The 26,560-nt window shown below is 59.7% G+C and carries 25 protein-coding genes; 16 read left to right on the forward strand and 9 right to left on the reverse strand.

Annotated elements, in window-relative coordinates:
• Genes arnC through arnF form a run of 6 tightly spaced genes read left to right on the forward strand, consistent with a single transcriptional unit; the run spans position 1 to position 6,235 of the window.
• Complete coding sequence (gene arnC / locus OHJ17_RS01370; RefSeq protein WP_002921035.1) at positions 1-984, forward strand: undecaprenyl-phosphate 4-deoxy-4-formamido-L-arabinose transferase; 984 nt, start codon at positions 1-3, stop codon at positions 982-984.
• Entirely contained in the window at positions 981-2,966 is a 1,986-nt protein-coding gene (gene arnA / locus OHJ17_RS01375; RefSeq protein WP_023283047.1) for a bifunctional UDP-4-amino-4-deoxy-L-arabinose formyltransferase/UDP-glucuronic acid oxidase ArnA, read from the forward strand. The genes arnC and arnA overlap by 4 nt, the downstream gene beginning before the upstream one ends.
• The gene (arnD, locus tag OHJ17_RS01380) at positions 2,963-3,865 is read left to right on the forward strand and encodes a 4-deoxy-4-formamido-L-arabinose-phosphoundecaprenol deformylase (protein WP_009308746.1); all 903 of its coding nucleotides are present in this window, start codon (positions 2,963-2,965) and stop codon (positions 3,863-3,865) included. The genes arnA and arnD overlap by 4 nt, the downstream gene beginning before the upstream one ends.
• A complete protein-coding gene (gene arnT, locus OHJ17_RS01385; RefSeq protein ID WP_032417648.1) occupies positions 3,865-5,520 on the forward strand; it encodes a lipid IV(A) 4-amino-4-deoxy-L-arabinosyltransferase in 1,656 nt (551 codons plus the stop codon). Before arnD ends, arnT begins: the two co-directional genes overlap by 1 nt.
• Positions 5,517-5,855 (forward strand): 4-amino-4-deoxy-L-arabinose-phosphoundecaprenol flippase subunit ArnE, encoded by a 339-nt coding sequence (gene arnE / locus OHJ17_RS01390; RefSeq protein WP_002920864.1) that lies wholly within the window; start codon positions 5,517-5,519, stop codon positions 5,853-5,855. Before arnT ends, arnE begins: the two co-directional genes overlap by 4 nt.
• On the forward strand, positions 5,855-6,235 hold the full coding sequence (arnF, locus tag OHJ17_RS01395) for a 4-amino-4-deoxy-L-arabinose-phosphoundecaprenol flippase subunit ArnF (protein WP_002920863.1): 381 nt from the start codon (positions 5,855-5,857) through the stop codon (positions 6,233-6,235). Before arnE ends, arnF begins: the two co-directional genes overlap by 1 nt.
• Here arnF and OHJ17_RS01400 read toward each other — a convergent pair.
• Complete coding sequence (locus tag OHJ17_RS01400) at positions 6,232-7,281, reverse strand: AI-2E family transporter (RefSeq protein ID WP_004145147.1); 1,050 nt, start codon at positions 7,279-7,281, stop codon at positions 6,232-6,234. The genes arnF and OHJ17_RS01400 overlap by 4 nt on opposite strands.
• Positions 7,282-7,414: 133 nt before the next feature.
• On the opposite strand from OHJ17_RS01400, the gene OHJ17_RS01405 reads away from it, so the two are divergent.
• On the forward strand, positions 7,415-8,635 hold the full coding sequence (locus tag OHJ17_RS01405) for an MFS transporter (protein ID WP_032433661.1): 1,221 nt from the start codon (positions 7,415-7,417) through the stop codon (positions 8,633-8,635).
• Here OHJ17_RS01405 and OHJ17_RS01410 read toward each other — a convergent pair whose 3' ends face one another.
• Together OHJ17_RS01410 and OHJ17_RS01415 are read right to left on the reverse strand one after the other, a co-directional pair.
• Complete coding sequence (locus tag OHJ17_RS01410) at positions 8,636-9,193, reverse strand: DcrB family lipoprotein (RefSeq protein ID WP_002920861.1); 558 nt, start codon at positions 9,191-9,193, stop codon at positions 8,636-8,638.
• 73 nt (positions 9,194-9,266) lie between these two features.
• Positions 9,267-9,932, reverse strand: a complete 666-nt coding sequence (locus OHJ17_RS01415; RefSeq protein WP_002920860.1) for a 7-cyano-7-deazaguanine/7-aminomethyl-7-deazaguanine transporter — start codon at positions 9,930-9,932, stop codon at positions 9,267-9,269.
• 206 nt (positions 9,933-10,138) lie between these two features.
• On the opposite strand from OHJ17_RS01415, the gene tusA reads away from it, so the two are divergent.
• Complete coding sequence (gene tusA, locus OHJ17_RS01420) at positions 10,139-10,384, forward strand: sulfurtransferase TusA (RefSeq protein WP_002920858.1); 246 nt, start codon at positions 10,139-10,141, stop codon at positions 10,382-10,384.
• Positions 10,385-10,487: 103 nt separating this feature from the next.
• On the opposite strand, the gene zntA is transcribed toward tusA, so the two are convergent.
• Together zntA and OHJ17_RS01430 are read right to left on the reverse strand one after the other, a co-directional pair.
• Positions 10,488-12,698 (reverse strand): Zn(II)/Cd(II)/Pb(II) translocating P-type ATPase ZntA, encoded by a 2,211-nt coding sequence (zntA, locus tag OHJ17_RS01425; RefSeq protein ID WP_032433659.1) that lies wholly within the window; start codon positions 12,696-12,698, stop codon positions 10,488-10,490.
• Between the two features lie 78 nt (positions 12,699-12,776).
• Complete coding sequence (locus OHJ17_RS01430; RefSeq protein WP_004173987.1) at positions 12,777-13,403, reverse strand: lysoplasmalogenase; 627 nt, start codon at positions 13,401-13,403, stop codon at positions 12,777-12,779.
• A gap of 150 nt (positions 13,404-13,553) precedes the next feature.
• Between OHJ17_RS01430 and OHJ17_RS01435 the strand changes: the two genes are divergently transcribed.
• Positions 13,554-13,904, forward strand: coding sequence for a DUF2500 domain-containing protein (locus OHJ17_RS01435; RefSeq protein WP_004173989.1), 351 nt, complete (start codon positions 13,554-13,556; stop codon positions 13,902-13,904).
• A gap of 13 nt (positions 13,905-13,917) precedes the next feature.
• Here the strand turns inward: OHJ17_RS01435 and OHJ17_RS01440 are convergent, their stop codons facing one another.
• Both OHJ17_RS01440 and rsmD read right to left on the reverse strand, forming a co-directional pair.
• Positions 13,918-14,193, reverse strand: a complete 276-nt coding sequence (locus OHJ17_RS01440) for a DUF1145 family protein (protein ID WP_002920822.1) — start codon at positions 14,191-14,193, stop codon at positions 13,918-13,920.
• Positions 14,183-14,779: a 16S rRNA (guanine(966)-N(2))-methyltransferase gene (gene rsmD / locus OHJ17_RS01445; RefSeq protein WP_002920820.1), complete on the reverse strand. Its 597-nt coding sequence runs from the start codon at positions 14,777-14,779 to the stop codon at positions 14,183-14,185. Before rsmD ends, OHJ17_RS01440 begins: the two co-directional genes overlap by 11 nt.
• Before the next feature lie 182 nt (positions 14,780-14,961).
• Between rsmD and ftsY the strand changes: the two genes are divergently transcribed.
• The 4 genes from ftsY (at position 14,962) to rpoH (ending at position 19,328) form a co-directional block, all read left to right on the forward strand.
• Positions 14,962-16,485 carry a signal recognition particle-docking protein FtsY gene (gene ftsY, locus OHJ17_RS01450; protein WP_004173992.1) on the forward strand — a complete coding sequence of 508 codons (1,524 nt, stop codon included), beginning with the start codon at positions 14,962-14,964 and terminating at the stop codon, positions 16,483-16,485.
• Between the two features lie 2 nt (positions 16,486-16,487).
• Positions 16,488-17,156: a cell division ATP-binding protein FtsE gene (gene ftsE, locus OHJ17_RS01455; RefSeq protein WP_002920817.1), complete on the forward strand. Its 669-nt coding sequence runs from the start codon at positions 16,488-16,490 to the stop codon at positions 17,154-17,156.
• On the forward strand, positions 17,149-18,204 hold the full coding sequence (gene ftsX / locus OHJ17_RS01460; protein ID WP_004173994.1) for a permease-like cell division protein FtsX: 1,056 nt from the start codon (positions 17,149-17,151) through the stop codon (positions 18,202-18,204). The genes ftsE and ftsX overlap by 8 nt, the downstream gene beginning before the upstream one ends.
• 269 nt (positions 18,205-18,473) lie before the next feature.
• Positions 18,474-19,328, forward strand: coding sequence for an RNA polymerase sigma factor RpoH (gene rpoH / locus OHJ17_RS01465; protein ID WP_002920815.1), 855 nt, complete (start codon positions 18,474-18,476; stop codon positions 19,326-19,328).
• Positions 19,329-19,380: 52 nt separating this feature from the next.
• Here rpoH and OHJ17_RS01470 read toward each other — a convergent pair whose 3' ends face one another.
• Positions 19,381-20,904 (reverse strand): MocR-like pyridoxine biosynthesis transcription factor PdxR, encoded by a 1,524-nt coding sequence (locus OHJ17_RS01470; protein ID WP_023283044.1) that lies wholly within the window; start codon positions 20,902-20,904, stop codon positions 19,381-19,383.
• Positions 20,905-21,022: 118 nt separating this feature from the next.
• Here OHJ17_RS01470 and OHJ17_RS01475 point away from each other — a divergent pair, with 118 nt between their 5' ends.
• From OHJ17_RS01475 to livJ, 3 genes are all read left to right on the forward strand, one after another.
• Positions 21,023-22,288 carry a 4-aminobutyrate--2-oxoglutarate transaminase gene (locus OHJ17_RS01475; protein WP_004181475.1) on the forward strand — a complete coding sequence of 422 codons (1,266 nt, stop codon included), beginning with the start codon at positions 21,023-21,025 and terminating at the stop codon, positions 22,286-22,288.
• Between the two features lie 147 nt (positions 22,289-22,435).
• On the forward strand, positions 22,436-23,680 hold the full coding sequence (locus OHJ17_RS01480) for an aromatic amino acid transport family protein (protein ID WP_004150081.1): 1,245 nt from the start codon (positions 22,436-22,438) through the stop codon (positions 23,678-23,680).
• Between the two features lie 257 nt (positions 23,681-23,937).
• Positions 23,938-25,041, forward strand: coding sequence for a branched chain amino acid ABC transporter substrate-binding protein LivJ (gene livJ / locus OHJ17_RS01485; RefSeq protein WP_032433656.1), 1,104 nt, complete (start codon positions 23,938-23,940; stop codon positions 25,039-25,041).
• Positions 25,042-25,805: 764 nt separating this feature from the next.
• Here the strand turns inward: livJ and panM are convergent.
• Positions 25,806-26,189: an aspartate 1-decarboxylase autocleavage activator PanM gene (panM, locus tag OHJ17_RS01490; protein WP_002920810.1), complete on the reverse strand. Its 384-nt coding sequence runs from the start codon at positions 26,187-26,189 to the stop codon at positions 25,806-25,808.
• Positions 26,190-26,560 lie beyond the last annotated feature (371 nt).

Below are 26,560 nucleotides of genomic sequence, written 5' to 3' on the forward strand. Positions count from 1 at the left end.
ATGCTTACTTACCCTCCCGTGAAGAAGGTCTCGGTGGTTATCCCGGTTTATAATGAACAGGATAGCCTGCCGGAGCTGCTTCGTCGTACGGATGCCGCCTGCGCCACCCTGGGGCGGCAATATGAAATTCTGTTGATCGACGATGGCAGCAGCGACGATTCGGCGCGCATGCTCACCGAAGCCGCCGAGGCGGAAGGCAGCCACGTCGTCGCCGTGCTGTTAAACCGTAACTACGGCCAGCACTCGGCGATCATGGCCGGCTTCAGCCATGTAACCGGCGATCTGATTATTACCCTCGACGCCGACCTGCAAAACCCGCCGGAGGAGATCCCGCGGCTGGTGGCGAAGGCTGATGAAGGTTACGACGTGGTGGGCACTGTCCGCCAGAACCGTCAGGACAGCATCTTCCGTAAAACCGCGTCGAAGATGATCAACCGCCTGATCCAGCGCACCACCGGCAAAGCGATGGGCGACTACGGCTGCATGCTGCGCGCTTACCGCCGCCATATCATCGACGCCATGCTCAACTGCCATGAGCGCAGCACCTTTATCCCGATCCTGGCGAATACCTTCGCCCGGCGCGCGGTGGAGATCCCGGTGATGCACGCCGAGCGCGAATTCGGCGACTCCAAATACAGCTTTATGCGCCTGATCAACCTGATGTACGACCTGGTGACCTGTCTGACCACCACGCCGCTGCGTCTGCTCAGCATTTTCGGCAGCGTGATTGCCCTGCTGGGCTTCGCCTTCGGCCTGCTGCTGGTGGTGCTGCGTCTGGCCTTTGGCCCGCAGTGGGCGGCGGAAGGGGTGTTTATGCTCTTCGCCGTGCTGTTCATGTTCATCGGCGCCCAGTTTGTCGGTATGGGCCTGCTCGGGGAGTATATCGGCCGCATCTATAACGACGTGCGCGCCCGCCCCCGCTACTTTATTCAACGTGTTGTTCGCCAGCCGGAAACGGCATCTAAAGAGGAAGATCGTTCATGAAAGCCGTAGTCTTCGCTTATCACGATATGGGCTGCACCGGTATCCAGGCTCTGCTGGACGCCGGGTATGATATCGCTGCTATTTTCACCCACCCGGATAACCCTGGCGAAAACCATTTCTTTGGCTCCGTGGCGCGCCTTGCCGCCGAGCAGGGCATTCCGGTGTGGGCGCCGGAAGACGTGAACCATCCGCTGTGGATTGAGCGTATCCGCGAGATGAAGCCGGACGTGCTGTTCTCCTTCTACTATCGCAACCTGCTGGGCGATGAGATCCTCAATCTGGCGCCGAAAGGGGCGTTCAACCTGCACGGTTCGCTGCTGCCAAAATATCGCGGCCGCGCGCCGCTGAACTGGGTGTTGGTCAATGGCGAAAGCGAAACCGGCGTCACCCTGCACCGGATGGTGAACCGCGCAGACGCTGGCGATATCGTCGCCCAGCAGGCCGTGGCGATTGGCGCGGATGACGCCGCCCTGACGCTGCATCGTAAGCTGTGCGCCGCCGCCACTGAGCTGCTGAGCCGGGCGCTGCCGGCGATCCTCGCCGGCACCGCCGATGAGCGTCCGCAGGATCACAGCCAGGCAACCTATGTGGGGCGTCGTACCCCGGAAGATGGCCGGCTGGACTGGGAGCTGCCGGCGCAGACCCTGCACAATCTGGTGCGTGCGGTCTCGGATCCGTGGCCGGGCGCCTTCGGCTACGCCGGAGCGAACAAGTTTATCGTCTGGAAATCCCGCGTTCGCCACGATTTGCCAGCAGCTAAACCGGGCACCGTGCTCTCCATTGCGCCGCTGATCGTCGCGTGCCAGGACGGGGCGCTGGAGATTGTCACCGGCCAGACCGAACGCGGCGTGTACATGCAGGGCGCTCAGCTGGCGCAGGCGCTGGGCCTGGTGTCCGGGGCGGTGATCAGCAGCAAACCGGTGGTGGCGATTAAGCGTCGCACCCGGGTGCTGATCCTCGGCGTCAACGGCTTTATCGGTAATCACCTGACCGAGCGCCTGCTGCAGGACGACAACTATGAGATTTACGGTCTGGATATCGGCTCCGACGCCATCAGCCGTTTTCTCGACTGTCCGCGTTTCCACTTTGTGGAAGGCGATATCAGCATTCACTCTGAGTGGATCGAGTATCACATTAAGAAATGCGACGTGGTGCTGCCGCTGGTGGCCATCGCCACGCCTATCGAATACACCCGCAACCCGCTGCGCGTGTTCGAGCTGGATTTCGAAGAGAACCTGAAAATCATCCGCGACTGCGTGAAATACAATAAGCGCATTATCTTCCCGTCGACCTCGGAAGTGTACGGCATGTGCACCGACAAAAACTTCGACGAAGATAGCTCCAACCTGGTGGTGGGGCCGATCAACAAACAGCGCTGGATCTACTCGGTCTCCAAGCAGCTGCTCGATCGCGTGATCTGGGCCTATGGCGATAAGAACGGCCTGAAGTTCACCCTTTTCCGTCCGTTCAACTGGATGGGGCCGCGGCTGGATAACCTCAACGCCGCGCGTATCGGCAGCTCCCGCGCCATCACTCAGCTGATCCTCAACCTGGTGGAAGGGTCGCCGATCAAGCTTATCGAAGGCGGCAAGCAGAAGCGCTGCTTCACCGACATCAGCGACGGTATCGAAGCGCTGTTCCGCATCATCGAGAACAAAGACGGCCGCTGCGACGGGCAGATCATTAACATCGGTAACCCGGATAACGAAGCGAGTATCAAAGAGCTGGCCGAAATGCTGCTCGCCTGCTTCGAACGTCATCCGCTGCGCGATCGCTTCCCGCCGTTCGCCGGCTTCCGTGAAGTGGAAAGCAGCGATTACTACGGAAAGGGCTACCAGGACGTTGAGCATCGTAAGCCGAGCATCCGCAACGCCAAACGCTGCCTGAACTGGGAGCCGAAGGTGGAGATGGAAGAAACGGTCGAACACACGCTGGACTTCTTTCTGCGCACGGTTGAACTGGTGGACGATAAAAATCCATGAAACAGGTCGGCTTACGCATAGATGTCGATACCTTTCGCGGCACGCGGGACGGCGTTCCGCGGCTGCTGGAGCTGCTGGGCCGGCATGGGATCCAGGCAAGCTTCTTCTTCAGCGTCGGGCCGGACAATATGGGGCGCCACCTGTGGCGCCTGGTAAAACCGAAGTTTCTGTGGAAGATGCTGCGTTCCAGAGCCGCCTCGCTGTACGGCTGGGATATTCTGCTGGCCGGCACCGCCTGGCCGGGGCGCCGCATCGGCGCAGGGAACGAAGCGGTGATCCGCGCCGCCGCCGAATCTCATGAAGTCGGCCTGCACGCCTGGGACCACTACAGCTGGCAGGCGTGGAGCGGCGTCTGGCCGCAGGAAAGGCTGGCGCTGGAGGTTGAGCGCGGCCTGCTGGAGCTCGAGCGCATCATCGGCCGGCCGGTGACCTGCTCGGCCGTCGCCGGCTGGCGCGCCGATCAGCGGGTGGTTAAAGCCAAAGAATCCTTCGATTTTCTCTACAACAGCGACTGTCGCGGCACGCGGCCGTTTCTGCCCCAGCTCGGCAGCGGCGTCTCTGGTACCGTGCAGATCCCGGTCACGTTGCCGACCTGGGACGAGGCGGTGGGCACGGCGGTGGATATCGCCGGCTTTAACCGCTACCTGCTGGATTGCATCCATCGCGATGCGGGCGTGCCGGTCTATACCATTCACGCTGAAGTGGAAGGCATTGCCTACGCCGATCAGTTCAATGAACTACTGACCATGGCGGCGGAAGAAGAAATTCAGTTTTGCCCACTGAGCCAGCTGCTGCCCGCTGACTTTAGCGAGCTGCCCTCAGGCAAAGTGGTTCGTGGTGAACTGGCTGGCCGGGAAGGCTGGCTCGGACGTGAACAATTACTGACTTCGGGTATTTGATGAAAAGCATTCGCTATGGCGTCTCTCTGATTGCGCTGTTTGCGCTGTATTATCTGCTGCCGCTCAATTTCCGTTTGCTCTGGCAACCCGACGAAACCCGCTACGCGGAGATCAGCCGTGAAATGCTGGCCACCGGCGACTGGGTGGTACCGCATTTTCTCGGCCTGCGCTACTTCGAAAAACCGATTGCCGGTTACTGGATCAACAGTATCGGTCAGTGGCTGTTTGGCCATAATAACTTCGGCGTACGCTTCGGGTCGGTCTTCGCCATCACCATGACCGCCCTGCTGGTGGCCTGGCTGGCGTGGCGGATCTTTCGTGATAAGCGGGTAGCTATCATGTCGCCGGTTATCTTCCTCACCGCGATGCTGGTGTATGCGATTGGCACCTATGCGGTGCTGGACCCGATGATCACCCTGTGGCTGGCGCTGGCGATGTGCAGCTTCTGGGGTGCGGCGCAGGCGCAGAGCCGCAGCGGCAAAATACTGGGCTACGTGCTGCTGGGCGTCGCCTGCGGGATGGGGGTGATGACCAAGGGCTTCCTGGCGCTGGCGGTGCCGGTGGTGGGCGTTCTGCCGTGGGTGATCGCCCGTAAACGCTGGCGTGAAGTGCTGACCTACGGCTGGCTGGCGGTAATCGTCTGTACGCTGGTGGTGCTGCCCTGGGGGCTGGCTATCGCTCAGCGCGAGCCGGACTTCTGGCGCTACTTCTTCTGGGTCGAGCATATTCAGCGTTTTGCTGAAAAAGACGCCCAGCACAAAGCGCCGTTCTGGTACTACATCCCGTTCCTGATCGCCGGCAGTCTGCCGTGGCTGGCCCTGCTGCCGGGGGCACTAAAGCGCGGCTGGCTTGAGCGCGATGAGGCCCGCGGCGCGCTGTATCTGTTAGGTTGGGTGGCGATGCCGTTCCTGTTCTTCAGTATCGCCAAAGGCAAACTGCCGACCTATATTCTGCCGTGCTTTGCGCCGCTGTCGATCCTGATGGCCCGCTACGCGCTGGAGGCCGCAAAGACCGGCGCGAAAGCGTTGCGCATCAACGGGATGATCAACCTGGGCGTTGGTTTGCTGGGGCTTATCGCCGTGCTGGTGGTCTCGCCGTGGGGCTTCATGCATAAGCCGGTGTGGACCAAGATTGAGCTGTATAAATGTCTGCTGGCGGCGATCGCTTTTGCCGTCTGGGCGCTGATGGGCTGGCTGGCGATGAAAGACTCTGGCCGCCGCTGGAGCCTCGCCGCGCTCTGTCCGCTTGGCCTGGCGCTGCTGGTGGGCTTCGCCATCCCGGACCGGGTTATCGACAGCAAACAGCCGCAGTTCCTCGTGGATATCGTCAGCGAATCCCTGCAGCCCAGCCGTTACGTCCTGACCAACAACGTTGGGATCGCCGGCGGCCTGGCCTGGGAGCTGAAGCGAAGCGATATTATTATGTTCGACAAACAGGGTGAGCTGAAGTACGGTCTCGACTGGCCGGATGCTCAGGGAAGCTTTGTCAGCCAGGCCGGTTTTGCCGACTGGCTGGCCGCGCATCGTCAGCAGGGGCCGGTCTCGCTGGTGCTGTTGATGGATAAAGGAGAGAGTATGCTCGACTTACCGTTACCGAAACCGGATAACGCCTACGAGCTGGGCCGGGTCGTTTTCCTTCAGTACCTGCCGCAATGAGCGTCTGGATCTGTCTGGTGTGCGCCAGCCTGCTGAGCTGCGCCGGACAGCTCTGCCAGAAACAGGCGACCCGCCCGTCCCGTCGCGGACGGCGGAGTCGCCATATACTCTTCTGGTTGGGGATGGCGCTGTTATGTCTGGGCTGCGGCATGCTGCTGTGGCTGAGCGTCCTGCAGTCTATTCCGGTCAGCATCGCCTATCCGATGCTGAGTCTGAATTTCGTCTGGGTTACCCTCGCGGGCTGGGGCATCTGGCATGAGCCGGTCGCCCGTCGCCACTGGCTTGGCGTCGGGTTGATCGTCGTGGGCATTGTCATTCTGGGGACCAGCGTCTGATGGGCTTTTTCTGGGCATTACTCAGCGTCGGCCTCGTCAGCGCCGCGCAGTTGCTGCTGCGCAGCGCCATGGTGGCCTTGCCGCCGCTGACCGATATTGTGGCATTTCTCCAGCATCTGCTGCATTTCCAGCCCGGGACTTTCGGCCTGTTTTTCGGCCTGCTGGGCTACCTGCTGTCGATGGTCTGCTGGTACTTTGCCCTCCATCGCCTGCCGCTGTCGAAAGCGTATGCGCTACTGAGCCTGAGCTATATCCTCGTGTGGGCCGCCGCCATCTGGCTGCCCGGCTGGCATGAGCCGTTCTACTGGCAATCGCTGCTGGGCGTGGCGATCATCGTCGCCGGCGTATTGACCATCTTCTGGCCGGTGAAACGCCGCTAGCCGGGGAGCCGGCTTTTGGGACGGCCCGGGCCGAGCAGGATCGCCAGCTTGCTGCCTCCGACGGTGGTTTCCATCCAGATTTTACAGACGCTGGTTAACGGCACCGAGAGCAGCATTCCCACCGGCCCCAGCAGCCAGCCCCAGACCAACAACGACAGGAACACCACCAGGGTCGACATCCCCAGCCGGTGGCCCATCATGCGCGGCTCCACCATGTTGCCCAGCACCATATGCACCACCAGAAACAGCGCCCCTACCAACAGGCACTCATAGATGCCGCTGAACAGCAGCGCCTGCAGCATGGGGGGGATAGCGGAGATGGCGGAGCCAATGTTCGGCACATAGTTCAGCAAAAACGCCAGCACCCCCCACATCAGGGCGAACTGTACCCCCATCGCCAGCAGCCCCAGCCAGACAATCAGCCCGGTCCACAGGCTAATCAGCGTCTTCAGCGCCAGATAATGGGTGACGCCTTTCAGCGCCCGGTGCAATCCGGCGATATGCAGGCGCGGGTTATTGAGGGCAAAACGCAGTTTGTAGGGCAGGTGGCGAACCTCAAACAGCATAAAGATCACCGTCATCACCAGCAGCACGATGCTGGCCATCGCCCCGGAAAGCTGGGTCATCAGCGTCGTGGCCCAGGTCATCAGCCGTTCTGAATCCATGCGCCGCAGCATCCGCTCCGGATTGATATGCAGATTAAGGAAGGGGAGATACTCCTGGAGCTGGAGGATCTTGCGCGTCAGGGCGCGGTTGAAATCGGGCAGCATGGCGACAAAGTCATTGAGCGACGCCGCCAGCACGCCGAGCAGCGCGGTGAGCATCACCAGCATCGCCGTCACCACCAGGGTAATGGCGAACGGACGCCGCACCCCGCGGCGAATGAACCAGGTGACCAGCGGGTTGAGAACGATAGCGAAAAACAGCGCCAGCAGCAGCTGCACCAGGATATCGGCGGCGGCGTGGATCCCGGCGAGGATAATCACCAGCGCCGCCAGCTTAAGTAAAATATGAAGCCCGGCTTTATCAGCCTGCGGAGGGGACATAGGTATTCCTTTTATGAGTCGCGCCAGATAAGTGTAGCGGTTCGCCGACTGCCAATATTCCGAAAGGAGGGCTGCTTTTCCGCCGACAGCGTGGTAATAGTGAAAGCTGGTTGTCGAAATCTGGTGGAACCTGATGCCCGAACCCGTCGCCGAACCGGCGCTTAATGGACTGCGCCTCAATCTGCGGATTGTCTCTGTCGTTATCTTTAACTTTGCCAGCTACCTCACCATCGGCCTGCCGCTGGCGGTGCTGCCCGGCTATGTTCATGATGTCATGGGCTTTAGCGCTTTCTGGGCCGGGCTGGTGATTAGCCTGCAATACTTCGCCACGCTGCTCAGCCGCCCGCATGCCGGGCGCTATGCCGACCTGCAGGGGCCCAAAAAGATTGTCGTCTTCGGCCTCGGTGGCTGCTTTTTGAGCGGTTTAAGCTATCTGCTGGCCGCCTGGGGCAGCGGCTGGCCACTGATTAGCCTGCTGCTGTTATGCCTCGGACGGGTGATCCTTGGTATCGGCCAGAGCTTCGCCGGCACAGGCTCGACGCTGTGGGGCGTCGGCGTGGTCGGTTCGCTGCATATCGGGCGGGTGATCTCGTGGAACGGGATTGTGACCTATGGGGCGATGGCGATGGGCGCGCCGCTCGGCGTGCTGTGCTATTCGCACATTGGCCTCAGCGGTCTGGCCGGGGTCATTATGGCGGTAGCGCTGGTGGCTATCCTCTGCGCGCTGCCCCGCGCGGCGGTGAAGGCTGCCAAAGGCAAAGCGATGTCGTTTCGCGCGGTGCTCGGCCGGGTCTGGCCCTACGGCATGGCGCTGGCGTTGGCCTCCGCCGGCTTTGGGGTGATCGCCACCTTTATCACGCTATTTTATGACGCCAAAGGTTGGGACGGCGCGGCTTTCGCGCTGACATTATTCAGCTGCGCGTTCGTTGGCGCGCGGCTGCTGTTTCCCAACGCCATTAACCGACTCGGCGGGCTGAACGTGGCGATGCTCTGCTTTAGCGTGGAGGCGATCGGCCTGCTGCTGGTCGGCTTTGCCGATACGCCGATGATGGCGAAAATCGGTACTTTCCTTACCGGGGCTGGCTTTTCGCTGGTCTTTCCGGCGCTGGGCGTGGTGGCGGTGAAAGCGGTGCCGCAGCACAATCAGGGGTCGGCGCTGGCGACCTATACCGTGTTTATGGATTTGTCGTTGGGCGTCAGCGGGCCGCTGGCCGGATTGCTGATGGCGTGGACCGGGATCGCGATGATTTATCTCGCCGCGGCGGGGCTGGTGATGGCGGCGCTGCTGTTGGGCTGGCGGCTAAAAAAACGGCCCCCGGTTAGCGAACCGGAGGCCAGCGCACCAGGCCAGTAATTACTGGATGGTGAGGGTGTTGATGATGCTTTCCGCTTCGGTCTGCGCCTGCTGCTGGTTATCCGCCGGCAGGGTGACCTGCAGGGTCAGCAGCTTGTCATCCACTTTGCCGAGGATCACGGAAGACCAGGCGGTCTGCCCCTTGGCGGAGATGATGCTGTCCAGCTGCTGCAGGGTATGGCCTTTAATCTCCAGCGGTTTATTGCTCACCACCTGCAGCTGCGGGTCGCGGCTGCGCTGCTGATCTTCCAGGCGTTTCGCCAGCACCGCCAGATCTTCATTGGTGCTGTCGCCGACGATGACGATGACCGCTTTCTGGCCGGTAGCGTCAGAGTAGACGTGCATATTGTTCGCCTGGGTACCCAGTTTGCCGCTCTGGTCGGCCATGCCCGCAGGCAGGGTGAAGCTCAGCTTGCCATCCAGCAGGCTGATTGCCTGGCCGCTGGCATTGCTCTCCGCTGCTGCGCCAACGGTTGGCGCTTTTGAATCGCTGTTATCGCAGGCGGCAAGCCCCATCACCAGCAGGCCAATACCGACATATTTAACCAAATTGCGCATTGACATCTTCCTTTCGATAAACGGCCACTAATGGCTCATCCGGCTATCTTAACACATCAGCCCGCGAGTACCTTTAACTCGGCTGTAATGCCGACAAATCAGATTTATCCGCCAGTCTTTTCAACAGCATATTTAACAGCACGCCGTACATCGGCAGGAAGAAAATGATGCTGATAAGCACTTTAAAGCTGTAGTCGACGAGGGCGATTTCCCCCCAGTGGGCGGCCATAAACGGGTCCGGGCTGCGCCAGAAAGCGATAAAGAAAAACGCCACGGTATCGCTGATGTTGCCGAACAGCGTCGAGGCGGTAGGGGCCAACCACCAGCGGCGGCTCTGCCGCAGGCGGTTAAAGACGTGAACGTCGAGGATCTGCCCCAGCGCATAGGCCATAAAGCTGGCGACGGCGATGCGCGCGACGAAGAGATTAAAGGTGCCCAGCGCGGCAAAGCCCTGCCATTCGCCCATGTAGAACAGCGCGGAGATGCCGTAAGAGATGGCCAGCGCCGGGACCATCACCGCGAAAATGATGCGTCGCGCCAGCGGGGCGCCAAAAATTCGCACCGTCAGGTCGGTGGCGAGGAAAATAAACGGAAAACTAAACGCGCCCCAGGTGGTATGGAAACCAAAGATGGAGATCGGCAGCTGAACCAGATAGTTGCTGGAGGTGATGACCAGCAAATGAAATAGCGAAAGCCAGACGAGCGCTTTTTTGCGCTGTACGGTAGTAAACGGATTCATATTGTGACCTTTTTATGCCCGTCATGCTTCAGGTGAATGAGCAATCGGCAGCGGAACGTTGGGGTGAGGGAACCCAATTAAAAACGGCTGCATGATACTGCGTTGCCGGCGTAATGCAATGGTTGTTTTTCGCGCAAACGTTAACCTGGCTTGCGTACTGGCGAGCAGGGGGTAAACTAGGGCCGTTTTATTGACGTGAGACTAAAATGAGCGAACTTTTCTCCACTCCTGACCACACCCTGGATGCCCTGGGACTCCGCTGCCCGGAGCCGGTCATGATGGTGCGTAAAACCGTGCGGACGATGCCGGTGGGCGAGACGCTGCTGATCATTGCTGACGATCCGGCCACCACCCGCGATATCCCGGGATTCTGCCGCTTTATGGAGCATGAGCTGGTGGCCCAGGAAACCGAAGCCCTGCCGTACCGCTACCTGATCCGCAAAAGCCACTGAGCCTCTCCCGGATGGCGGCGCGTAGCGCCTTATCCGGGCTACCCGACGGTCTGGAACCGTAGCCCTGCTAAGCGTAGCGCGAGCAGGGAAGCCGGTATCGATGCTACAACTTCTTACGCAATAACCGCAGCGCGTTAGCCGTTACCAGCACGGTGGCGCCGGTATCCGCCAGCACCGCCAGCCACAGACCGGTCAGGCCGAGCAGGGTGGTGACGAGGAAAATCCCCTTCAGCCCTAAGGCAATCGCGATGTTCTGGCGGATATTGGCGTGGGTGGCGCGCGCCAGGGAAATCATCTGCGCCAGGCCGGTCAGACGGTTATGGGTCAGCGCGGCGTCGGCCGTCTCCAGCGCCACGTCGGTTCCGCTGCCCATGGCGATGCCGATGGTGGCCGCTTTCATCGCCGGCGCGTCGTTGATACCGTCCCCGACCATCGCCAGCGGCGCGTCGGCATTCAGCGCTATCACCGCGTTGACCTTGTCCGCCGGTAGCAGACCGGCGCGGAATTCCAGCCCCAGTTCGCTGGCGATGGCCGCCGCGGCGCGCGGGTTATCCCCGGTAAGGATCACCCCCTGAACGCCCAACTGATGCAAAGCATCCACCGCCTGACGCGCGTCGTCGCGCAGGGTATCGCGCAGCGCCAGAATGCCGAGCAGCGTCTCGCCGCGCATCACCAGCACTACCGTTTGCCCGGCGCTTTCCAGCTGCTGGATCTGCGCCTCATGCTCTGCCGGGGCGGCTTTGCTGGCGGCGCAGATCAAGATGCGGCAGCCGTTCACCTCGGCTTCGATACCAGAGCCCGCCAGCGCCCGCTGGCCGCTGGCAAGCGGAATACTCAACTGACGCCGCTGTGCTTCACGGACGATAGCCTGCGCCAGCGGGTGGCTGGAGCCTTGCTCCACTGCCGCCGCCAGCGCCAGCAGCGCGTTGTCGTCAACCTCAGCCGTGGCGATCACCGAAGTCACCTGCGGCTGGCCGACGGTCAGGGTGCCGGTTTTATCGAACGCCACCTGGCGCACCTGGCCCAGCTGCTCCAGCGCCGCGCCGCCTTTGATTAGCGCCCCGCGGCGGGCGGCGACCGCCAGGCCGGAGGTGATGGCCGCCGGCGTGGAGATGACCAGCGCGCACGGACAGCCGATCAGCAGCAGCGTCAGCCCTTTATAAATCCACGGCAGCCAGGCGCTGGCGAAGAACAGCGGCGGGACAATGGCGACCAACAAGGCCACCACCATAATGGCCGGGGTGTAGATCCGGCTGAAGCGGTCGATGAAGCGCTCGATCGGCGCCCGACGCTCCTCAGCCTCTTCAATCAGCTTCAGGATGCGGTCGATGGCGCTGTCGCCCGGTTCGGATATCACGGTAAGCTGCACCAGGCGGTCGACGCTGGTGGCGCCCGCCGCTACCCGTTCCCCGGCCTGACGTTCCACCGGCACCGACTCGCCGGTCAGGGCGCTTTCATCAAAGCTGGCAAACGGCGACAGCAGCTGGCCATCCGCCGGCAGACGCCCGCCGGCAGCCACTTCAATCACATCTCCGGGACGCAGGTCGCGCTGGGCGACGGTTTCCCGTACGCCGTTGCGCAGACGGATGGCGGTGTCGGGCTTCAGCGCCATCAGCGCGCTCACCCCCTGCCGTGCGCGGCTGGCGGCCCAGCCTTCGAGACGCTCGCCGATCAGGAACAGCAGCAGGACCATCGCCGCCTCCGCGGTGGCGCCGATAAACAGCGCCCCGATGGCGGCGACGCTCATCAGCGTTTCAATGGCGAACCAGCTCCCGCTCTTGATCAGGCGCAGCGCCTGGCGGGCAACCGGCCACAGGCCAACCAGGGTGGTGGCAATAAAGGCCAACTGACCGGCAGGGTGGTTGGCCTGCTCCAGCCCCCAGCTCAAGGCCATCATGATAACCAGCGTCAGTAACGGCAGATTGTCGCGCAGCAGCGACCCTCGGGTTTGCTCTGCTGCGGGAGCATCGGCATCGCGCAGCGTATACCCCGCCTGGCGGACCGCGTTCTCAACCTGAGCGCGGACATCGCCCTCGGCGTTAACCAGCAGCTTTTCTGTGGCGAACAGCACCTGGACCTGACTGACCCCGGGCACCTGACAGACCGCGGTTTCCACCTTGCGGGCGCAGGCGGCGCAGTCCATGCCATCAACTTGCCAGCTATAGCGGGCGTCGCTAAGCGCTTCGGCGGCAGGGGCGGACTCTGTGGCGCAGGCGTGATCTGTACAGCAGCTCTCCGCCGGGGCGGTTGCTGGCCGCATGGTGAAAGACGAGAATTGTGGAACTTTTTTATCCTGCGCGTCTGGAGTCGACATGGCACCCTCCGGGAAATGATAATTTTCTCATTAGCCGTAGGATACACTCTGGAGTCGACTCCAGAGTCAAGGACTAAATTACAGGTACAGCGCGCGCACGATCAGAAAGTGACCGGCAAAGTAGAACGCGGCGGCGATGGCGTTATCGGCGCGGAAGCGGCGACGATAGTGGCTCACCAGCCACACGGCATTGCTCAGCAGCAGCAGGGCTGCGCCGGCGAAACCGGACAGCGCGGTGTTGGTGGGGCGGGCAAACCACAGCTCACCGGCCAGCCAGACCATTACCAGCGTCATTCCGATAAAGGTCAGCACCGGCATTTTCATCTCTTCCAGCCGACTCCAGATCACCGCCATTAGCAGGGCGCCGAATACCAGCAGCACCAGCGGCAGCGGCCAGAAGAACGACAGCGTCAGCTGGCTGGCGAACCAGATGGTATACAGCAGATGTGACAGGAAGAAAGCGCCCACCGCGTACATCACCCGCTGGCGCGGCAGCAGGGTCAGGGCGTCGCCGAGCAGCGAGGCGCACAGGCCAGCCAGCACCAGATAGCTGATGGCATTGAACATCGGCGCCTGCCAGGCCAGTAACAGCAACAGAATCAGGGTGACAGGTTTAAAAACCCAGCGTCGCCATGCCGGCCCACGATAGGATGCATCGACATAAAGCCATGCGGAGAAACAGACAGCAATAAATGACCAAAGCATAGTAAGTCCCTGTATCTGTTATCATAAAGAAAGTTACGGATGCGTGATGCTACTACTCAGTGTAGTGGTTTGGCGTAGCAGATGACAATGTTATTCCCGACGCAGTATGCTGATTCCTGATATTTTTTATGGGTAACCCTAATGAGTAAAATGCCCCTCTTTTTTGTTCTGGTCGTCGCGGTGATTGTGGTGGCGGCTTCGTTTCGCTATGTCCAGCAGCGCCGTGAGAAACAGGCGAATGACGCCGCGCCGTTGCTACAAAAGCGGGTTATCGTCAGCAATAAACGGGAAAAAGTGATTAACGATCGGCGCTCGCGGCAGCAGACGGTGACGCCTGCAGGCAGTGAGATGCGCTATGAAGCGAGCTTTCGCCCCGAAAACGGTGGGCTGGAGGTGGTGTTTCGCCTTGACGCGCCGCAATATCACGCGCTGAGCGTCGGCGATCGTGGGATGTTGAGTTATAAGGGCACAGCGTTCGTGGCGTTTACGCCCGATCCCTGAGCCCTTTTCAGGACTATTTTTTCAGCGTCGCCTTCAGTTTTTTCTGCCAGGCGACGAGCTCAAACACGCCGAAAATAAAAATGCGGATTTGCTCAAAGCGGCTCAGCGGCGGCGCCTCTTTCGGCTGCGTCGCCTTGAGCAGCGTCAGCTGCAGACCGTGCATCAGGATCATGAAAATCAGCGCGACGTTGACAAAGATATTCAGCGGCTTCGGGAAGGGCTGAAACAGATTCAATAACAGAAAGGCCCAGACGCACAGCATCAGCAGGCGGCCTAAATTAATCAGCATGGTGCTCTCCTTGGGCCTCACGTTGGTAAAGACGGTAGGCGACCTGTCCGGCCACTTTTTCACGATACAATTGCCAGTTAGCCGGCACCGGCGGTAAGCCGTTTTCGACTTCGCTTTCGACGTACACCAAGGCCTCATCGGCCAGCCAGCCTTGTGTCTCCAGCAGACGTAGCGTCTCCTCCAGCAGCCCCTGACGGAACGGCGGGTCGACGAACACGATCTGGTGCGGGGTCCCCGGCTGGCTCAGGAAGCTGAGGGTGTTGGTGGTGATCACCTTGCCGCGATCCGCTTTCAGGGTGGCGAGATTTTTTTGCAGCTGCTGGGCTACGCCGCGCTCCATCTCCAGCAGCGTGGTGCTGGCCGCATAGCGGGACAGCGCTTCCAGCCCCAGCGCGCCGCTGCCGGCAAAGCAATCGAGGCAGTGCGCGTCAACAATGGACGGCGCCAGCCAGTTAAAAAGGGTTTCGCGAACCCGGTCGGTGGTCGGCCGCAGGCCCGGGCTCTCCGGCACCGGTAATTTACGGCCGCGCCATTGCCCGCCGATGATGCGGATCTGACCGCTGCCCGCGTGGTTTGGTTTTTTCATCTCTCTGCTCAAGTCTCAACTTCCAGCCTGCTATTCTAGCGATCGACGGCGGTTGACGAAACCTTAATCCGGGGGCGGTGCTGCGAGTTAAGTTAAGTGATAGACTATCCAACTAATTTCATCATTTTTTCAGCTTCTGATGAAGCTGCGCCATGAATAAACAGCGAGGAGTGTGGTCGCAAATGGCAAAAGAGAAAAAACGTGGCTTCTTTTCCTGGCTGGGCTTTGGACAGAAAGAACAGGCACAGGAAACCGAGACTGAGCAAAAAGTAGAAGAACAGCAAGCGGTTGCCGAAGAGATACCGGCGGTTGAAACCCCTGCTGAGCCGAGCGCGCCGAAAGCAGACCCGGAGGCGTTTGCCGAAGACGTCGTCGAAGTGACCGAGACGGTGGTCGAAAGCGAAAAAGCGCACCTCGCGGAGCCTGCCAGCGCGCAGGAAGAAGAGTGGGTGGAAACGCCTGCTCTGACCGAAGAAACGCCTGTTGTTGAACCGGAGCCCGCGGTCAGCGAACCGCCTGAACAGCCTGCGGTGGTTGAGCCGCTGGCGGAAGAGGTTATCGCCGAACCGGTGGTGGCGGAAGCCGTAGCAGAGCAGCCTGTGGAAGGCATCGTTGTCCAGCCGCAGGAGACAGAAGCGCCCGAAGAGGACGCGCCGTTAAGCGATGAAGAGCTGGAAGCGCAGGCGCTGGCGGCCGAAGCGGCAGAAGAGGCGGCGGTAGTGGTGCCGGCGCCCGAGGACGAGGCGCCGCTTGAAGCGCTGGCTCAGGAGCAGGAAAAACCGACAAAAGAAGGTTTCTTCGCCCGCCTCAAACGTAGCCTGCTGAAAACGAAGCAAAATCTCGGTTCCGGATTTATCAGCCTGTTCCGCGGTAAGAAGATCGACGATGATCTGTTTGAAGAGCTGGAAGAACAGCTGCTGATCGCCGACGTCGGGGTGGAAACCACCCGCAAGATCATTACCAACCTGACGGAAGGCGCCAGCCGTAAGCAGCTGCGCGATGCGGAAGCGCTGTACGGCCTGCTGAAAGAAGAGATGGGCGAGATTCTTGCCAAAGTAGACGAGCCGCTGAACGTTGAAGGCAAAACGCCATTTGTTATTCTGATGGTCGGCGTGAACGGGGTGGGGAAAACCACTACCATCGGCAAGCTGGCGCGTCAGTTTGAACAGCAGGGTAAGTCGGTGATGCTGGCGGCGGGGGATACCTTCCGTGCGGCGGCGGTGGAACAGCTGCAGGTCTGGGGCCAGCGTAATAATATCCCGGTGATCGCCCAGCACACCGGCGCCGACTCCGCCTCGGTGATTTTCGACGCCATTCAGGCGGCGAAGGCGCGCCATGTTGACGTACTGATTGCCGATACCGCCGGGCGTTTGCAGAATAAATCGCACCTGATGGAAGAGCTGAAGAAGATTGTCCGGGTAATGAAAAAGCTGGACGTCGACGCGCCGCACGAGGTGATGTTAACCATTGACGCCAGCACCGGGCAGAATGCTATTAGCCAGGCCAAACTGTTCCATGAGGCGGTAGGTTTGACCGGGATCACCCTGACCAAGCTGGACGGTACCGCCAAAGGCGGCGTGATCTTCTCGGTGGCCGATCAGTTCGGCATTCCGATTCGCTATATTGGCGTCGGCGAGCGTATTGAGGATCTGCGTCCGTTTAATGCGGGCGACTTTATTGAGGCACTTTTTGCCCGAGAGGATTAAGAATGATTCGCTTTGAACAAGTCAGCAAAGCCTATCTCGGTGGGAGACAAGCGCTGCAGGGGGTGACCTTCCACCTGCAGCCGGGCGAGATGGCGTTTCTGACCGGCCATTCCGGCGCAGGGAAGAGTACCCTGCTGAAGCTTATCTGTGGTATCGAACGGCCCAGCGCCGGGAAAATCTTCTTCAGCGGTCATGAAATCAGCCGTCTGAAGAGCCGTGAGGTGCCGTTCCTGCGCCGCCAGATCGGTATGATTTTCCAGGACCACCATTTGCTGATGGATCGTACCGTGTATGACAACGTGGCGATCCCGCTGATTATCGCCGGCGCCAGCGGCGATGATATTCGTCGTCGCGTCTCGGCGGCGCTGGACAAGGTTGGCCTGCTGGACAAAGCGAAGAATTTTCCCATTCAGCTCTCCGGCGGTGAGCAGCAGCGCGTGGGAATCGCTCGCGCGGTGGTCAACAAGCCGGCGGTGCTGCTGGCGGATGAACCGACCGGCAACCTCGACGAGGCGCTCTCGGAGGGGATTTTACGTCTGTTTGAAGAGTTTAACCGCGTCGGGGTGACGGTACTGATGGCCACGCACGATCTGGGGCTTATCTCCAGTCGTCCGTACCGCGTGCTGACGCTTAGCGACGGCCATCTGCATGGAGGCATTCGGGGTGAATAAGCGCGACGCAATGAACCAGATTCGCCAGTTCGGCAGCAAGTTCGATCGCCTGCGCAACGCCGCGGGCGGCGGCGGTGGCGGGCGCAATGCGCCAAAACGGCCGAAAGCGGCGCCTAACCCGGCCTCGCGTAAGAGCAACGTATTCAACGAGCAGGTGCGCTATGCCTGGCACGGCGCGCTGCAGGATCTAAAAAGCACGCCGCTGGCGACCTTCCTGACGGTAATGGTCATCGCCATTTCGTTGACCCTGCCAAGCGTCTGCTACATGGTCTACAAAAACGTCAGCAGCGCGGCGTCCCAGTATTATCCCTCGCCGCAGATCACCGTTTATCTGGAAAAAACGCTGGATGACGATGCCGCGGCGCGGGTGGTGGGCCAGCTGCAGGCGGAGCAGGGCGTCGACAAGGTAAACTATTTGTCCCGTGACGAGGCGCTGGGGGAGTTCCGTAACTGGTCAGGCTTTGGCGGCGCCCTGGATATGCTGGAGGAGAACCCGCTGCCGGCGGTCGCCATCGTGGTGCCGAAGCTGGATTTCCAGAGCACCGAGGCGCTGAATACCCTGCGCGATCGGGTAACGCGGATCCAGGGCGTTGATGAAGTGCGGATGGACGACAGCTGGTTTGCCCGTCTCTCTTCGCTCACCGGGCTGGTAGGACGCGTGTCGGCGATGATCGGCGTGCTGATGGTGGCGGCGGTGTTCCTGGTGATCGGCAACAGCGTGCGCCTGAGCATCTTCGCCCGCCGCGATACCATTAACGTTCAGAAGCTTATCGGCGCCACCGACGGCTTTATCCTGCGTCCGTTCCTCTACGGCGGAGCGATGCTGGGCTTTTCCGGCGCGTTTTTATCGCTGATCCTGTCGGAGATTCTGGTAATGCGCCTCTCGTCGGCGGTGACCGAAGTGGCGAAAGTCTTCGGCACCCAGTTTGAGCTGAGCGGCTTAGGCTTCGACGAGTGTCTGTTGATGTTGATCGTCTGCTCGATGATCGGGTGGGTAGCCGCCTGGCTGGCGACAGTGCAACATTTACGTCACTTTACTCCCGATTAATAAAAGCGTGATATAATCTTTCCCTGCTGCAATGAGTTCCTGTTCGCAGGGAAAGATACCGCAAGCTTGTTCCCCTTTTCCTGCCCTCACTTTTTCATCGTGGTGTCACATTTTGTGCGTAATTTATTCACACCGTTGCATGGAACTTGTGGATAAAATCACTGTCTGATACTAATGTGAGTGATATTCTCGTTGCTCATGAATGCTGGCATGCTTGTTGCCTGATGGGGACAAGAACGCGTCAGAAGATATCAATTGAGAGGATTTGAATGACCAAAGAAATGCAAACTTTAGCTTTAGCCCCCGTTGGTAACCTGGAATCGTACATCCGGGCCGCTAACACTTGGCCGATGCTGTCGGCTGATGAAGAGCGGGAGCTTGCTGAAAAGCTGCATTACCAGGGCGATCTGGAAGCAGCGAAAAAGCTGATTCTGTCTCACCTGCGCTTTGTTGTTCACATTGCTCGTAACTACTCGGGCTATGGCCTGCCGCAGGCGGATCTGATCCAGGAAGGCAATATCGGCCTGATGAAAGCCGTGCGTCGCTTCAACCCGGAAGTGGGTGTGCGCCTGGTCTCCTTCGCCGTGCACTGGATTAAAGCCGAAATTCACGAATACGTGCTGCGCAACTGGCGTATTGTGAAGGTCGCTACCACCAAAGCACAGCGTAAGCTGTTCTTTAACCTGCGTAAAACCAAACAGCGTTTGGGTTGGTTCAACCAGGATGAAGTGGAAATGGTGGCCCGTGAGCTGGGCGTGTCGAGCAAAGACGTCCGCGAGATGGAATCCCGTATGGCGGCCCAGGACATGACCTTCGACATGTCGTCCGACGATGAGTCCGACAGCCAGCCGATGGCGCCGGTCCTGTATCTGCAGGACAAAACGTCTAACTTTGCCGACGGCATCGAAGACGATAACTGGGAAGAGCAGGCGGCGAATAAGCTGACTGACGCGATGCAGGGCCTGGACGAGCGTAGCCAGGACATCATCCGCGCCCGCTGGCTGGACGAAGATAACAAGTCCACGCTGCAGGAACTGGCCGACCGCTACGGCGTCTCCGCAGAGCGCGTGCGTCAGCTGGAAAAGAACGCCATGAAAAAACTGCGTGCCGCTATCGAAGCCTGATACGCCACGCCTGCCTGATACCTGATATCAGGCTCCCCGATAACGCCCCGCCTCAGGTTGGGGCGTTTTGTTTTTCTGCGTCCTCCCGGAGCAGGAGCATCTGCGGGCAGTGCGTCTGCAGGCAGCCGAGTAAGACGCTGAACGCCGACGCCATCTGCTCTTCGGGCTGGCTGGCGAATCCCATCAGTAATCCTTTCTTGCGCGCCGCCGTCAGGTAGTAGCGCGACAGCGGCCGCACCAGAATGTGCCGCGCATTGGCCTCTCTGGCGATCGCCACATCGTCAGCCTCTGCGGGCAAATTGAGGATCAAATGCAGTCCGGCATTATCGCTGAAGTCAGACAGGGCGTACGGCATACAGTGCCGCTGGATAAGCTCAGTTAAAAAGACCCGGCGACGGCTGTAGAGCAGCCGCATACGGCGGATATGGGCCGAATAGTGGCCGGCGGTAATAAACTCCGCCAGCGCCATCTGGATCAGCGAATGGCCGCCGCGGTAAAGCTCGGCATGGGCGTGCTTCAGATCGCTGACCAGCGGCCGCGGGATCACCACGTAGCCCAGGCGCAGGCCGGGATAGAGCGTCTTGCTGAAGGTGCCGATATAGACCACCGGGGCGTCGGCGACCAGACCCTGCAGGGCGGGGATCGGCTGACCGGAAAAGCGAAACTCGCTGTCATAATCATCTTCGACGATCCAGCTCCCCTGCTGACGGGCGAGTGCCAGCAGGCGCTGGCGGCGCTCAAGGCTCATCACCGCGCCCAGCGGATACTGGTGGGAAGGCGTAACGAAGATCAGCCTCGGCGCATCGTCAACCGTCTCCGGCGGGCACAGGCCGTTGGCATCCACGGTCAGGGGCTCTGCCCGAACGTCGTTCATCGCCAGCACGTGGCGGATCCCCCAGTAGGAAGGCTCCTCCACCCACGCCAGATCGCCGTTATCACACAGCATGCGGGTGACCAGATCGATCGCCTGGTGGATCCCCTCGGTGATAAGAATTTGATCTGACTGACAGTGGACGCCGCGCGACACGCGCAGATAATCCACCAGCGCCTGCTGCAGTTCCGGGGTGCCGCCGTTGCAGCTATAGCTGAGCCGCTCCGGTTTGGGCCGACGGCTGATGCGGGCCTGGATCTTACTGAACAGCGGGTGGGGAAAGGCGTTAACGTCCGGCACGCCGGGTATAAACGCTCCCCACTGGCGCGGGCTGGCGCTGACCTGGCCGAGCAGATGCTGGCCTCGGCGTGAAAGATGCGCCGTCGGTGCTGCGATACTGCTGTTTTCTTGCTGACCTTTAGCCGTCAATGAGCTCTCAGGGGCGGTTTGGGCAACGAATGTTCCGCTTCCCCGACGGGAAACCACATATCCTTCCGCCAGCAATTGTTCATAAGTTGTTAATATGGTGTTTCTTGATACGCCAAGTTCGCCCGCCAGGTCCCGCGACGGCGGCAGACGGCTTTGCGGCGCCAGCGAACCGTCGAGGATCGCGCGGCGTAGCGCGTTATATAAGCGTTTGTGCAGAAGAGGATCCCGCTCTTCCTGCAGACGGACCAGCACCAGGTCACCCACCAGCGAACGCAATTGGATCCCTCAGATATTCAAAATTGGTACTCGATTATAGGGCCAACTCCTGTGTAAATAAACGACATCGTTTCTAATTTGTTGCGATAACGTGACATACACGACAGGAGATTCGCAGGTGAAAAGCTCAGAACTGAATCAACGTCGCCAGCAGGCGACGCCGCGCGGCGTAGGCGTAATGTGTAACTACTTTGTCGAGAAGGCGGAAAACGCCACGCTGTGGGATATCGAAGGCAATGAGGTGATCGATTTCGCCGCCGGGATCGCCGTGTTAAATACCGGTCACCGCCATCCGAAAGTGGTCGCCGCGGTTGCCGACCAGCTGCAGGCGTTCACCCACACCGCCTATCAGATTGTGCCGTACGAAAGCTATGTTTCGCTGGCGGAGCGTATCAACGATCTGGCGCCAATTGACGGGCCGGCAAAAACGGCTTTCTTCACCACCGGCGCGGAAGCGGTCGAGAACGCGGTGAAAATCGCCCGCGCTTACACCGGTCGTCCGGGGCTGATTACCTTCGGCGGCGGCTTCCACGGCCGTACCTTTATGACCATGGCCCTCACCGGTAAGGTCGCGCCCTACAAAATCGGCTTCGGGCCGTTCCCGGGCTCGGTGTATCACGGCGTTTACCCCAATGCGGCGCATGGCGTGACCACCGCGGATGCGCTGAAAAGCCTGGAGCGCATTTTCAAAGCGGATATTGCGCCGGACCAGGTAGCGGCCATCATTCTCGAGCCGATCCAGGGGGAAGGCGGCTTTAACGTCGCGCCGGCCGATTTTATGCAGGCGCTGCGCGACCTGTGCGATACCCACGGCATTCTGCTGATCGCCGATGAAGTGCAGACCGGTTTCGCCCGCACCGGCAAGCTGTTCGCTATGCAGCACTATGAGGTGAAACCGGATCTGATGACGATGGCGAAAAGCCTCGCCGGCGGTTTCCCGCTGTCGGGCGTTGTCGGCCGCGCCGAAGTGATGGATGCGCCAGCGCCTGGCGGGCTGGGCGGAACCTATGCCGGTAACCCGCTGGCGGTGGCCGCGGCGCACGCGGTGCTGGATGTGATTGCCGAAGAGCAGCTGTGCCAGCGCGCTGAACAGCTGGGTAGCCATCTGCAGGAAGTGCTCAACCAGGCGCGCGCTACCTGCCCGGCGATCGTTGATGTCCGCGGCCGGGGGTCGATGGTGGCGGTGGAGTTTAACGATCCGCAAACAGGCGAACCGTCGCCGGAATTCACCCGCCAGGTGCAACAGAAAGCGCAGGAGAACGGCCTGCTGCTGCTGAGCTGTGGCGTCTACGGCAACGTGATCCGCTTCCTGTATCCGTTGACTATCCCCGACGCCCAGTTCTCGAAAGCGCTGGATATTCTGGCGCGCGTACTGAAGAGCTAACGTCTCCCCGGCGGGCTGCGGCGGCAGGGAAGCCGAACAGAAACAGGACGCCGCAGCCGGCTGTTTATGCTCAGCGTGAGTGGTTTATCACCCTGATATCACCTTTTTTCCGGCGGTGACAACCGCCGGAGTAAAACGGAAAGTATTATGTCTGAAAACTCCACCTTTTCTCCCGTCCTCACCGGCCGGGAACGTACGGCTGTCCCTGCAAAATCTCTGAGCTTCGTCGAAGGGGTATCGATGATTGTCGGTACCAATATTGGCGCGGGCGTCCTCTCTATCGCCTATGCGTCAAGCAAAGCGGGCTTTTTACCACTGCTGTTCTGGCTGGTGCTGGTGGGTAGTCTGACCACGGTGACTATGCTCTATGTCGCGGAATCCACGCTGCGCACCCGTAAACATCTGCAGCTCAGTGGATTATCGAAGCGCTACGTCGGCGGCTTTGGCGCGCTGATGATGTTTCTCTCCGTCTGCGTCAATAGCGTCGGGGCATTGACGGCGTATATGACCGGCAGCGGTAAGCTGCTGCACTCCCTGTTTGGCATCTCGCCGGCGCTGGGTAGCGTGCTGTTTTTCGTTCCGGCGGCAGGGGTACTCTACCTGGGGCTGAAGGCGATCGGCCGCGGTGAGAAATTTATCAGCATCGGCATGGTGGTGATGATCTCGGTGCTGGTGATTGCCACGCTGTTGAAAGAGACCACCCGCGTCGGCTATCTGCTCGACGGCAACTGGCTGTATATGGTTCCGGTCTTCAACGTCGTGGCATTCTGCTTCTCGGCACAGTATATCGTGCCGGAGATGGCGCGGGGCTTCGCCGACAAACCGGAAAAATTGCCTAAAGCCATCATGGTCGGCATGGCGCTGACCTTTACCCTGCTGGCGCTGGTGCCGTTGTCGGTGATCTCGCTTAACGGTCTGGACAATATCTCGGATGTGGCCACCATCTCCTGGGGGCGGGCGCTTGGCGAATGGGCCTTCTTCTCAGCCAATCTGTTTGCGCTGTGCGCGATGCTGACCTCCTACTGGGGACTGGGCGGCAGCTTTCTGACCAATATCTTCGATCAGTTCCGCCTGGGGAATGACGAACAGCCCGCCCGGCGCCTGATGGTGCTGCTGGTGGTGGCGATCCCGCCGTTCGTACTGGCCTATAGCGGCATGGTCTCCTTCGTCAACGCGCTCTATTTTGCCGGGGTGTTCAGCGGCGTCATTTTATCGATTATGCCGATCCTGATGCTCAAGGGCGCCCGCCAGCGTGGCGATCTGACCCCGGGCTGGACCTGTCCGGCCTGGATGACCCATCCGCTTATCCAATGCTTCATTGTGTTGTTGTATCTTTGCAGCGCCGCCTACGCGATAGCATCCGCGGTGGGCTACCTACCCGCAGGCTGGTAATCAGGCTCTGTTTTGCACCGCGTCCGGTTCATGCTGGCGCGGTTTTTTTATTTGTCACTTATCTGTTACATAGCCCGCAATTTAGTCGTTTCAAATTCCTCAGAATGACGGTATGTTTAGCATAGTGTGCTGCAAAAGCGCGGGCAGCACCCGGTTGATTAGCTATCATATGCTTTTCCTATCGGTATAAACAAAATAATGCGCTAATAAACAACATCACAACAAATGCAAAAACCATAATAATGGGGAGCCTCAGGATGAATATGAAGGGTAAAGCGTTACTGGCAGGATGTATTGCCTTAGTTATGAGCAGCGCGGCGCTGGCGGAAGATATCAAAATCGCGGTAGTCGGGGCGATGTCCGGCCCGGTGGCCCAGTACGGCGACCAGGAGTTTACCGGCGCAGAGCAGGCGGTAGCGGATATCAACGCTAAGGGCGGCATCAAGGGCAATAAGCTGCAGATCGTCAAATATGATGACGCTTGCGACCCGAAACAGGCGGTGGCGGTAGCCAACAAAGTGGTCAACGACGGCATCAAATACGTTATTGGTCACCTGTGTTCCTCTTCCACTCAGCCGGCGTCTGATATCTATGAAGACGAAGGCATTCTGATGATTACCCCGGCAGCGACTGCTCCGGAGCTGACGGCGCGCGGCTATAAGCTGATCCTGCGCACCACCGGTCTGGACTCCGATCAGGGGCCAACCGCGGCGAAATACATTCTCGACAAAATGAAGCCGCAGCGTATCGCAGTGGTACATGACAAACAGCAGTACGGCGAAGGTTTGGCCCGTGCGGTGCAGGATGGCCTGAAAAAAGGCGGGGCAAACGTGGTCTTCTTCGACGGGATCACCGCCGGTGAGAAAGATTTCTCCACCCTGGTGGCGCGCCTGAAGAAAGAGAATATCGATTTCGTCTACTACGGCGGCTATCACCCGGAAATGGGCCAGATCCTGCGTCAGGCGCGCGCCGCCGGTCTGAAAACCCAGTTTATGGGCCCGGAAGGCGTAGCGAACGTCTCCCTGTCTAACATCGCCGGCGAGTCGGCGGAAGGCCTGCTGGTAACCAAGCCGAAGAACTACGACCAGGTGCCGGCGAACAAACCGATCGTGGATGCGATCAAGGCGAAGAAACAGGATCCGAGCGGCGCCTTCGTGTGGACCACCTACGCGGCGCTGCAGTCGCTGCAGGCAGGCCTGAATCAGTCTGACGATCCGGCGGAAATCGCTAAATACCTGAAAGGCGCGACAGTAGACACCGTGATGGGCCCGCTGTCGTGGGATCAGAAAGGCGACCTGAAAGGCTTTGAGTTCGGGGTCTTTACCTGGCATGCGAACGGTACGGCGACCGACGCCAAATAATTTAACCGGCGCCTTTCACGCTGCAAATGCGTTGTCTGCGGCCCTCAACCCCGGTCACTTACTGATGTAAGCTCCCGGGGATTTCGGGTCTTGACGCCTTTTTGCAACGCGAAATGCTGGGTTAAATGGGGGGCGCCTTTCCCACTGCAAATGCGTTGTCTGCGGCCCTCAACCCCGGTCACTTACTGATGTAAGCTCCCGGGGATGTCGGGTCTTGACGCATTTATGCAACGCGAAATGCTGGGTTAAATGGGGGGCGCCTTTCACGCTGCAAATGCGTTGTCTGCGGCCCTCAACCCCGGTCACTCACTGATGTAAGCTCCCGGGGATTTCGGGTCTTGACGCATTTATGCAACGCGAAATGCTGGGTTAAATGGGGGGCGCCTTTCACGCTGCAAATGCGTTGTCTGCGGCCCTCAACCCCGGTCACTCACTGATGTAAGCTCCCGGGGATTTCGGGTCTTGACGCATTTATGCAACGCGAAATGCTGGGTTAAATGGGGGGCGCCTTTCACGCTGCAAATGCGTTGTCTGCGGCCCTCAACCCCGGTCACTTACTGATGTAAGCTCCCGGGGATTTCGGGTCTTGACGCCTTTTTGCAACGCGAAATGCTGGGTTAAATGGGGGCGCCTTTCACGCCGCAAATGCGTTGTCTGACCCCGGTCGCGCTGCGCTTACCGGGGCTACAGTCGCCAGGTAGCCCGGCTAAGCGAAGCGCCGCCGGGTTCTTCCTTGGGCATGCTCCGCTTATTGGGGCTACGGCTTAATGCTTTTCCCAACCATTCTGCTGGGCGCTAAAGCCGAGCGCCTGCATAAAGGCCGCCATCACGCCGCGGTCCTCCACCCCATGGTCGGCGACGCGCCAGCTATTGATCGCCGGGTTATCACGCAATGTCTCTTCCACTAAGTATTGCCCGACGCCGCGGCGGCGGGTCACTTCACGCACGCACAGATCGCTGAGCTCACCTTCGACGCCGCGCAGGGTAACGCGCACGGCGCCCAGCAGGCGCTCGTTAAAGCGGGCGGCGTAGAGACGATGGTTTTCATCAAGGGTCAGCGTCGACAGATCCTGTGACGGCCAGATTTTCCCCAGATCAATGCGATCCTGATCGCTGAAGTGCTGTAAACGGATAATGGTCAGTTTCATGGGCGGCAAATCCAGTGCAAAACAGAGGCGCCAGTGTACCCAAAATTGCTGTCTGGCGGAGCGCTGTTTTTTGCGCGTACATCAGGGGATTCGTTTTCCTGGCGTTGTCAGGGTAGCGCAATCCGTCATGGATCGAAAAATAAGCAGAATTTTAACCTAATGTGCAGCGTTTTATTCCGCCTTATGTATCGTTATTTTATGCTGCAGGATGGACTTTTTTTTGTTTATCTTCACCAAAATACAGAATATTATCTTTGCTTAATCGACTGAAAAATAGAGGTTTTAATCTGTTTTTTAGTGAAAAACTGCGCTAAACCATTAAACTCAATGGTAAAAATGGCGTTGTTTAATAAAAGCACAGAATGCTTTTT

This window comes from Klebsiella sp. KP20-425-1 (genome assembly GCF_025813515.1).
GTDB classification, from domain to species: domain Bacteria; phylum Pseudomonadota; class Gammaproteobacteria; order Enterobacterales; family Enterobacteriaceae; genus Klebsiella; species Klebsiella pneumoniae.